Source organism: Brunnivagina elsteri CCALA 953 (assembly GCF_002289455.1).
In the GTDB taxonomy this organism is placed as follows: domain Bacteria; phylum Cyanobacteriota; class Cyanobacteriia; order Cyanobacteriales; family Nostocaceae; genus Brunnivagina; species Brunnivagina elsteri.
This window is the reverse complement of sequence record NZ_NTFS01000291.1, coordinates 1-8,479: the sequence shown is the minus strand read 5'-3', so window position 1 is coordinate 8,479 and position 8,479 is coordinate 1. Positions and strand designations below refer to the sequence as shown.

Genomic DNA, 8,479 nt, shown 5'->3' with positions numbered 1-8,479 from the left:
TGCCCTGACTCCGAGTTTCGCGGGATTTCCCCGTAGATGTTGAAGATTGTTTATGATGTTCCAAATTGAGCGATCGCTATTTGGGTGATGAGTCAACTTCATTTTCCCAGATGGTTAAAAAGTTGTGGGATAGGTGTCCAGGAAGGATAAATATAGTAATTGTTTTGTTTGGGTTGCCACCCCTGGAGATATGAAGGTGCGATCGCTTGCCCTGACTCCGAGTTTCGCGGGATTTCTCCGTAGATATTGAAGATTGTTTATGATGTTCCCAAGTGAGCGATCGCGACTTGGGTGATGGGTCGATTTCATTTTCCCGCATGGTTAAAAAGTTGTGGGATGGGTGTCCAGGAAGGATAAATATAGTAATTGTTTTGTTTGGGTTGTCACCCCTGGGAGTCTGAAGTGCGATCGCCTGACACCCCATAGATATCGCGTGATTATTTATTCTGTTCCAAATTGGGCGATCGCTATTTGGGTGATGGGTCAACTTCATTTCCCCGCATGGTTAAAAATTTGTGGGATAAGTGTCCAAGGTGAATAAATATAGTAATTGCTTTGTTTGGGTTGTCACCCCTGGGAATATAACAGTGCGATCGCGCTAGCGAACCGTAGGTTTATCGCTTGCCCTGACGGAAGAGGTTCACGGGTACTCTCCGTATGTATCCCATGATTATTTAGGGACTTCCAAATTGAGCGATCGCTACTTGGGTGATGAGTCAATTTCATTTCCCCGCATGGTTAAAAAGTTGTGGGATGGGTGTCCAGGGAGAATAAACATAGTAATTGTTTTGTTTGGGTTGTCACCTCTGGGAGTTTGAAGTGCGATCGCGCTAGCGAACCGTAGGTTTATCGCTTGCGCTGACGGGAGACGTTCGCGGGTACTCAATAAATTTGTGCGTTGGCGAAGCCTCTCGGAACGAGAATCGCTGCCGCAATTCGCTACTATCGCATTACAGAGTGATGGGTTTAATAACATTAAGGTTTCAGCAACAGGAACAGCCCAACACCAAGCATAATGCAACCCGCAAGGAAATTGAAGTATTTGGTTAAGCGTTCGCCAATCAATAATCTGGCATGAGAGGCAATTGCAGCGTAAATAATTTTAACCCCACCCACTGCGAAAATGGTGGTTGCAATGATAATTCCCGTATCAAGCGGGGAAACTTTCGTCATATCCACAAACGCCGGAAAGAACCCCAAATAAAATAACGTTGCTTTTTGGTCAGCCAAAGTAATCAATAGCCCTGTCCAAAAACTCGACCAGAGCGAAGATTTTGCGATAGCGAAGTGCTGCTGCTTAGAGCAGATCGCCTGGGATTTTATTTCTTGAGGCTGGAATCGGCAAAGTCTCACCCCCAAGAAAATCAAATATGCAGCACCAATATATTTGAGTAGGAAAAAAAGACTGCCCATCTTCGCAGTGATTAGGGATAGCCCACCGATGGTGATCGAAATGAAAATAATATCGCCCGTGACGATGCCAATAGCTGTAAACAACCCATGAAGAAAACCAAAAGTTGCCGAACGGGTAGTTACTGCGAAAACACTAACGCTGGGAATCGCGGCGAGAACAACCATCGCGCCAAACAGTGCCAGAATGCTACTCACGGTCATTGATTATTACCCCCAGCGATCGCCAAACGACTCCTACAGATTCTCGCACTTTTCCCAACCCCTAAAACTCCGGCAAGAAAAGCTCTCGACTTTGCCCCGCATAATGACGGTAAATAATCTCCGGTGAATTACCCACCATCGTCGCCACATCCTTAACATCCACCCCATTCTTCAAAGCCATCGTAATAAATGTATGCCGAGTTTGGTAAAGCTTTCTATACTTCATACCATCAAGACGAAACAAAACATTTTTCCAAGCTCGTTGAGTCAAGTTATGAACATCAATCCACTTATCTTCTGGTGAAGGAAATACCTTTGTTTCACTCGACACATCAACGGGTTGAATGGATTTCAACAACCCAGCCAAACGATTATTAATTGGAAAAATTCGCTTTTTCTGCGTCTTCAAGCCTTGTTTACAAGTCAATCCCGACTGCGAAACCACCACAGCCTGTTCAAATCGAATCATTGTAAAGTTCGACACAATATGTTTCCACTGTAAAGCTACTGCTTCCGATGGTCTACAACCCGTGATGAATAAAAATTCGATTAATGGTGCGTAGTGTTTGTAGTAACGGTTTTCCTTGAATGCTTGGATAATGCGATCGCGTTCTTCCACACTAAAAGGATTTATATCTGTCTCTTCATAATCACCCTTCGGTACTTTAATATCACTCGCCATATCCTCAAAGGGATTATCCTCAATTAACTGAGATTTCACAGCCCAATTACAACAAGCTGAAAATTGAGTCAGGATTTTTTTGGCAGATAGGGGGCTTTTATTGGCAATTAGCCAATCTCGAATTGCCACAGCCTTATCCAAGGTTCTCATAGGCAGATGTACGTTGATGCAACGATAAATTTTATGGTAATCCTTCGCCAAAGTACTAGGAGATAAACTCGATCGCTTGTATTCGGTGTAACTATCCCACAAATCCGTTAGAGAAGCATAACTTTCAACAACTGGTGTAACTGATGGTGTAAACACAACCTGCTGAGATTGAGGTTTGTACCTTTCCAACGTTACATCGAAATTGTTACAGAGAATATCCAACTCGATTTGCCGAGACTTCATTTCAGCCAGCTTGCGGTTGGCTTTGGTATCGGTATACCCGGTTGAAAGATAATGACGTTTACCCCCAAAACTAAAAACCAGTTGCAGGCGATCGTTCGAGGTTTTGATTTGGACAGTGCCTTTGGAGGCTTTGCGCTCGGAACCCACACTAACTCCTGAAATTTAAGCGAGTGCATGGGAAACTGCTAGCGGATTTTCCCAAATGCCCTCAATACGTTGAAATCAGCGCGCTCTGATTTACCCCAACTTTACCCCAATAAAATGTCTAAACTAGTCCAAAAATGTCCAACGTCGGCATCTTCCCATACAAAATTTATGCCCCTAGAATGGCTGAAATGGGGTTTTAGCGGAAATCAAAAACCCCTGAAAGCTATATGCTTCAGGGGTTTTGATGATTATGCCAGGAACGAGACTTGAACTCGTGACACGAGGATTTTCAGTCCTCTGCTCTACCAACTGAGCTATCCCGGCGATTACGTTTTTTTTAAGAACGGCAGAACTAACTTGAGAGGTGGAATAAAGGCTTAATTACATAGCCGTCGTCGAAAATCTTGAACGGGTTTTCTATGTTCCCAGTCGACATTTTGCCAGTTTTGCCGCTCTAATTTTTTTTTGCTCAATCCTTAATAAGGATAGCAAAGATTTAATGATTATGCAATATACTTTGGGAAAATATTTGTATCCCATCAATACTTCGGGGTAGCAGGGTGGTTTCATACAGTCAGAGAAAAAAGTAAAATCACTTTCAAAGCCTCTCCCCCCGTGGGGGAGAGGTTTGGAGAGGGGTTAAAAACCATTAGGCACAACGACAAATCATTTTTCTTTTTTTGTATGAAACCACCCTGCATCAATACTTCGGGGTAGGGAGTTATTCTGGAATCTGACTCTGACTTTTCCCGTTAAGTCTCTCTCCCAAGCTGCCAACTTTCACAGAGGTCGTTTTTGGAACAAAGTAGTATTATATTTATTGAGCAATGATACTCACGTACTAATTGTGACATGCTCCTAACCCGGATTTCTCACCAAGATTGAAGAAAGAGGGGGTCAAAAACTGCCAAAATGTATATTGCAAAACAATCTCAGCAGTTTGAAGTATGACACCAGACAAAAATCATTGTATACCGGAACAGTTTGTATTTGGACAAGAAAAGTCATGTCCAGTTGTAGTTAATTTCAAGGGTGAGCCTGTAACATCAGATGCTGGCTTGTACTTAATTGCAGAACTAGATAGAAAACTTGCAATAACATCAAGGCTTGCAGGATGTTTTAAAGATTACCGAGAAAAAAATCGTACAGACTATTCTGTAGCCAGTCTCATAACCCAACGTATATACGCTCTAATAATGGGATATGAGGATATTAATGACCATGATAAATTACGACATGATTTGATGTTTAAGCTTGCAGTTGGTAAAGCAACTGGTTTGTCGGGTGAGGCAGTTAAGTTAGCTGGTAAAAGTACATTAAATCGCATCGAACATTGCCCAGAAGATGTCTGTTCACGAGCCAATAGTCGTTATCACCGTATCGAACATAATCCAGAAGAAGACAGAAAGTTTTTTAGTTGAAGTATTTTTAGAATCTTATCCAAAACCGCCGCGACAGATAACCATAGATTTAGATGTCACTGACGATATAGTACATGGAAACCAAGAAGAAGTTTTTTATAATACTTATTATGGCAATACCTTCGCCAAATTTATGAACTGCTAGAACAAGGATCGGCAGGGTGGATACGTCCTAAATTGGTAACTCTGTGAAAAATATTTGCGAGTAAAACTGGGTCTGGTTTTTCCGGAAGGAGTTTTATAGTTTCCTCAACATATTTATAACCTCGGAACATTGCCTTAAGGTCTGTAATACTAAAATCAGGGTTAAATTTACGGAAGTGAGAAAGCAAAACTTGCGAAATATTAACCATGAAAAATGCCAGATTTGCAGCGTTTGTTACTGCATTTTTCCCAACATTCATAAAGTCTTCGAGTCCAAAAAATTGTTTAGCATCGCGAAAATTAAATTCGATTTGAAATCTCAAACTGTAATAATCAATCACATGCACATAACTTAAACTCAAATCAGTTGAAAATAAAACAGCATGAGTTCTATGTGATGTTACAATATTTGTCCGCACTATAATTACAACATTTAATGCTTGAGAAAATTCTTTATGGAGAAGTTGAGTTTGATAAAAATAATAACGAATATTCTCAACAGTCTCAGTTTTTTTGAGAAATTTATCTGGTATAAATGAATAGTCAATTCTATCACCGTATTTACGACGGCATTTACGACTAGGGTCTGGATTTTCATAGGGGATATACAAGGCAGAGTCGTAGCGCATCTTAGAAATTAGCAAATCTTGCCACCGGGGAGAATCCCCCTGACAGGTGTAGGTTTATTACAATTAGGAGGAGTTGGGGTAATAAAATTGATTGACAGGGGTATTAGGAAAATAACTCCAGCGATGGAGATGAATCGGAATATCGTTTAAAAAATCAGCGATCAGGGAAAGTAATCCAAGGAGGAAGCAAGAGATTTGGCGTAATGGTTTGGGATTGGGAGGCTTTGAGAAAGCTACGTGTTGAGGTGGAAGTTGTTCGAGATTGGCAAGAGGTGATTGATTTTCGTTCTCTCCACCAAGTATAACCATCCAGAGGGTGGAAATTGCGATCGCTAACCATAAACGTTCAGCACGCTTTGGATCGAGCAAACGAGTATTATGCCACTGCCAACCATCAGATTTAATGTCACGATAAACGCACTCGGTTGAGGGGCGTAAACCGTACCACAATGCATCAGCAGAGTTCGGCTCTAGGTCAGTTAAAATCAACCAAGGGTCTTTGTAACCATCATCCCAGCGTGCAAGTAAAGTCGATTCCAGAGAATTTGTTTTAAAACAAATAACTTTACCTGACCAAGATTGCCCAGGATGCTGGACAATATCAGCCAGAGGAAGCCATATATCCGATGGTGGAATTTGTACAAGTCCTTGATGATTAATCCGCAAAAATGGATGCCAGCCAGCATCTACAATCATCTGATACATCCAGTCGGCATACAATCCTCGGTCGGCAGCAGCAATTACATCAAAACTCTCAGGAATAACGTCTTTGAGCTTTTCGATTAATTGTTGCCAATGTGGTTTCCAACTGCCTGGTTCAGTTGCTTTGACGACACACCATGCAATTGGGATTCCACATCCTGCAAGCAAGATGTTAATCGACAAAACTACGAACTTGTCACCGATACTGGTTGCGTCAAAAGCTAAGGCAATTTGCCCTATATTTCTTGGTAACAAGCTGATAACCCATCGTAGCAATGGAGCGAAGCAACTAGTCACATCTAGACTGCAACGCTTTTTGCCTTTTTTCGCTTTTGCTTCTTGATACCATTCTTTTAGCCTTTGTCTAACTGGAGAGTGCTTTTTCTCCATTAACCTTGGCAATAAAGTTTGATACTTGGGTCAAGCTACTCGATCTGGTCATCACCATCCCGAAACTCCATGTTGCTAACCCGATTGCTTGAGGTAATGAAAGATGACCCATATGCTCTGAAACTATGCATGACCAATCTTTTATATGCTTATTGTTCAGCATTTTTCTCGCTCCCAGCTTTGCGACTACTTTTATTTTCCTCCTTATGCTGTAAATACTCATGCCTCTGTAATAAACCTACACCTGTCAGGGAGAATCCCCGTGGCAAAGTTTGCGCTGTAAGCCCATTTGCCGAGCCATAACCACGGCATTATTATTTCCAAAATGACCATCCAATACCAAGTAAGTTAGCGGTAAAAATTTACTTAATTTTTTGAGCAAGTCCTGAATTAGAATACGAATACGTAGAAGTTCTGAGGTAAAAACTACTTCTGTTTTATCTTTATTCTTACTTCCCTTTGGTCGCCCACCCTTCTTTTTTGGGACTTCTTGATTTGGTTTTTCTTTAGGCTTTTTTGTCTCTTCTTTTAATTTTGTTTGCTTCTCAACTTTTGGTTTGATTACTTGTTCAATCCTGATAGGAAATGCTTTCCTTTGTTCAATACTGACCAAGGATAATGCAAAAAATGATAATCCCTGTATTGGTTTGTCATACAAAGATGAATAAAATTTATCGACCCCATAACTTTTTTTTCCTGCTTTGCTTACTACTACTTCATCTCCTGCTAATAGATATGTTTCTTTTTGGCAAAATATATGTTCTCTAAAAAATACCCAAAATAACCCTGCCCAAGGTAATGAATGAGCAAAAAATCGCTGTATAGTTCTATAGCTTCCGCCCTTTCCACACCACCGTGATATGCCCAGCATTGTTATTCTTCCACTCATTGCTAGCATTGCTGATATAATTCTGCTCCAACGTCTCAAAGTTGTTCTGGTCGTATATCGTTGCAAGCATTCCAACAGTGCTAATATATCTGGCATGGGCTTTCTGTGGTTCTTGAGTTGTGGTTGTGCTAAACAATAACTCTACTACGGAAAGCCCTCTTTATTTTGGCGAAGGTATTGTCAATAAGAAGACATTTTGTCAATAATCTATTTAACTTATTAAGAATAAATTAATTTAAAGAAAACAAAAAGAGTGTTTGAATAAAGAAAATACAAATTCAATACTTTTTTGCAAACATGATGATAAATTTTGCAGCAGATTCTGACTAGTCTGTGTATTTTGTTGGTTTTAAGGCAAAATTATTTCATACAATAATAGTGTAGTCAAAAAATAGAGTCAACAGGGATGGAAGAATTTAAAAGCCCAATTGAGAGACTAGCGCGTTTATTTCGTAAAGGTCGAGATGACTGGAGAGAAAAAGCCATAGAAAGACAAAAAGAAATTAGAGGATTAGAAATAAAAATCAGAGATTTACTAAAATCACGAGAGAATTGGAAAGAGCGTGCATTAACAGCAGAGTTAAAGCTAAAACAACATAAAAGAGGAGAAGATTCTTCCCAAAAAAAAGAAGAAGAGAAAAGTGAAGCAGCAAACTTAGGAATAGATGTAGAGAGCGAAGAATTGAATGTAAAAGGTATCCGCTCGATAATTAGGGGTAGGGAAGATACACAACAGTATGGCGCCGTTGTGTAAAGGCGCGCTCCTTAAAGGCAGTGATATTACCCTATTGTCTGCTCCCGTTGATTATTGGCTTCGTGTGCGTATGTTCATGGTACGGGGTTGCACGGTACGTATACAAAACACCTGTTGTTGAGAAAAGAACGGTAATAAAAAACCAGATAAAAAATTTGTTTTGAGAGCAAAGTACCAGAGGGCGTTATAGAATAATATGCATGACGCAAAAACCATCACCGGAAAAGCTAGTAGACACATTACTGCAAACTATCGACCCATCTGGGATTGCAGATGAATCTTTGCGTCGTACCGTTGAGATACTACTCAACGTGATAGAGCAGTTACAAGCAAAAACCAAAGAACTGGAAGAAGAAAATCAAAAACTTCGAGACGAAAATAATAGACTCAAAGGTGAACAGGGCAAACCAGATGTAAAAGCCAATAAACCAAAAGGTTTTAAAGAGAATCACTCATCAGAAAAAGAACGGAAGACACCCAAACAGCATACTAAAAGCAATAAAAACGCTCACATTACAATAGATAGAAAAGAAATACTAAAGTATCCGCAGTCGGAGCTACCCGAAGATGGAGTGTTTAAAGGCTATGAAGAAGTCAGGGCTATTTTATTCTAAAAGTAGGAGCTATGTGGTATAATCTAGCGCGAATCCAAGCGTGTGCATCTACCTCCATGAGCCAACCAGCAATTATAGAAGCTTTTGCAGAGCTTAAAGA

At 40.4% G+C, this 8,479-nt stretch carries 9 protein-coding genes, 1 tRNA gene and 3 pseudogenes; 3 read left to right on the top strand and 10 right to left on the bottom strand.

Going from position 1 to position 8,479, the window contains the following annotated elements; genetic code table 11:
- Positions 1-76: 76 nt before the first annotated feature.
- The 6 genes from CK510_RS31145 to CK510_RS21460 form a co-directional block, all read right to left on the bottom strand.
- A complete protein-coding gene (locus CK510_RS31145; protein WP_143289374.1) occupies positions 77-487 on the bottom strand; it encodes a hypothetical protein in 411 nt (136 codons plus the stop codon).
- 80 nt (positions 488-567) lie between these two features.
- Positions 568-720: a hypothetical protein gene (locus CK510_RS31940; RefSeq protein WP_158224942.1), complete on the bottom strand. Its 153-nt coding sequence runs from the start codon at positions 718-720 to the stop codon at positions 568-570.
- Positions 701-976, bottom strand: coding sequence for a hypothetical protein (locus CK510_RS21475; protein ID WP_095723638.1), 276 nt, complete (start codon positions 974-976; stop codon positions 701-703). The genes CK510_RS31940 and CK510_RS21475 overlap by 20 nt, the downstream gene beginning before the upstream one ends.
- Positions 976-1,614: a LysE family translocator gene (locus CK510_RS21470; protein ID WP_095723637.1), complete on the bottom strand. Its 639-nt coding sequence runs from the start codon at positions 1,612-1,614 to the stop codon at positions 976-978. The genes CK510_RS21475 and CK510_RS21470 overlap by 1 nt, the downstream gene beginning before the upstream one ends.
- A 61-nt stretch (positions 1,615-1,675) precedes the next feature.
- Positions 1,676-2,836, bottom strand: a complete 1,161-nt coding sequence (locus CK510_RS21465; protein WP_095723636.1) for a site-specific integrase — start codon at positions 2,834-2,836, stop codon at positions 1,676-1,678.
- A gap of 251 nt (positions 2,837-3,087) precedes the next feature.
- Positions 3,088-3,160 (bottom strand) — tRNA-Phe (locus tag CK510_RS21460).
- A 623-nt stretch (positions 3,161-3,783) separates the two neighbouring features.
- On the opposite strand from CK510_RS21460, the pseudogene CK510_RS21455 reads away from it, so the two are divergent.
- Positions 3,784-4,369: pseudogene (locus CK510_RS21455) on the top strand (transposase); the annotation flags it as partial.
- A 19-nt stretch (positions 4,370-4,388) separates the two neighbouring features.
- Here the strand turns inward: CK510_RS21455 and CK510_RS21450 are convergent.
- The 4 genes and pseudogenes from CK510_RS21450 to CK510_RS21430 form a co-directional block, all read right to left on the bottom strand.
- A pseudogene (locus CK510_RS21450) lies at positions 4,389-5,042 on the bottom strand (transposase); the annotation flags it as partial.
- A 51-nt stretch (positions 5,043-5,093) separates the two neighbouring features.
- On the bottom strand, positions 5,094-6,122 hold the full coding sequence (locus CK510_RS32910) for a transposase (protein WP_211293249.1): 1,029 nt from the start codon (positions 6,120-6,122) through the stop codon (positions 5,094-5,096).
- Positions 6,097-6,285: a hypothetical protein gene (locus CK510_RS21435; protein WP_143289373.1), complete on the bottom strand. Its 189-nt coding sequence runs from the start codon at positions 6,283-6,285 to the stop codon at positions 6,097-6,099. Before CK510_RS21435 ends, CK510_RS32910 begins: the two co-directional genes overlap by 26 nt.
- A 117-nt stretch (positions 6,286-6,402) precedes the next feature.
- A pseudogene (locus tag CK510_RS21430) lies at positions 6,403-7,107 on the bottom strand (transposase); the annotation flags it as partial.
- 310 nt (positions 7,108-7,417) lie between these two features.
- Between CK510_RS21430 and CK510_RS33595 the strand changes: the two are divergent.
- Together CK510_RS33595 and CK510_RS21420 are read left to right on the top strand one after the other, a co-directional pair.
- Positions 7,418-7,765 (top strand): hypothetical protein, encoded by a 348-nt coding sequence (locus CK510_RS33595; RefSeq protein WP_245912265.1) that lies wholly within the window; start codon positions 7,418-7,420, stop codon positions 7,763-7,765.
- A 200-nt stretch (positions 7,766-7,965) separates the two neighbouring features.
- Positions 7,966-8,379 carry a hypothetical protein gene (locus tag CK510_RS21420; protein ID WP_095723634.1) on the top strand — a complete coding sequence of 138 codons (414 nt, stop codon included), beginning with the start codon at positions 7,966-7,968 and terminating at the stop codon, positions 8,377-8,379.
- Positions 8,380-8,479: the final 100 nt, after the last annotated feature.

What these genes read in the sequence shown, in the direction of transcription:
- CK510_RS21475 (WP_095723638.1), bottom strand. Translation starts at nt 976, where the DNA reads ATGTTATTAAACCCATCACTCTGTAATGCGATAGTAGCGAATTGCGGC.
- CK510_RS21435 (WP_143289373.1), bottom strand. Translation starts at nt 6,285, where the DNA reads ATGCTGAACAATAAGCATATAAAAGATTGGTCATGCATAGTTTCAGAG.
- CK510_RS21420 (WP_095723634.1), top strand. Translation starts at nt 7,966, where the DNA reads ATGACGCAAAAACCATCACCGGAAAAGCTAGTAGACACATTACTGCAA.
- CK510_RS21470 (WP_095723637.1), bottom strand. Translation starts at nt 1,614, where the DNA reads ATGACCGTGAGTAGCATTCTGGCACTGTTTGGCGCGATGGTTGTTCTC.
- CK510_RS33595 (WP_245912265.1), top strand. Translation starts at nt 7,418, where the DNA reads ATGGAAGAATTTAAAAGCCCAATTGAGAGACTAGCGCGTTTATTTCGT.
- CK510_RS32910 (WP_211293249.1), bottom strand. Translation starts at nt 6,122, where the DNA reads ATGGAGAAAAAGCACTCTCCAGTTAGACAAAGGCTAAAAGAATGGTAT.